This window comes from Paraburkholderia sp. RL18-085-BIA-A, from assembly GCF_046027075.1.
In the GTDB taxonomy this organism is placed as follows: Bacteria; Pseudomonadota; Gammaproteobacteria; order Burkholderiales; family Burkholderiaceae; genus Paraburkholderia.
In genome coordinates, this window is record NZ_JARESU010000711.1 from 1 (window position 1) to 264 (window position 264).

Annotated in this window: 1 pseudogene; it reads left to right on the top strand. The window is 57.2% G+C overall.

What is annotated here, in order from left to right:
* Positions 1–234: pseudogene (locus P0D89_RS54505) on the top strand (recombinase family protein); the annotation flags it as partial.
* Positions 235–264: the final 30 nt, after the last annotated feature.

The window sequence follows — 264 nt, forward strand, 5'->3', positions numbered from 1 at the left end:
CCCTGGCGTATTCGCATCACCGATGCGTTACGAAGCCGCTTCGTTGAACACAGCCCGAAAGGTTACGTCGTGATGCAGGATGCCACCCGGTTGCTCGGCGTCACCCGTCAAACCGTGTTGCAGCGTGTAAAGCGCGGCGAGCTCGACGCTGTCCTCGTCTGCAGCGGGCGACGCAAAGGCTTACGTATCAAGGCTGTCAGCGACCAGACTGACCTCTTCGAACACTCTTCATAAACCAAAGGGTATTGTGATGCACGATCCAAG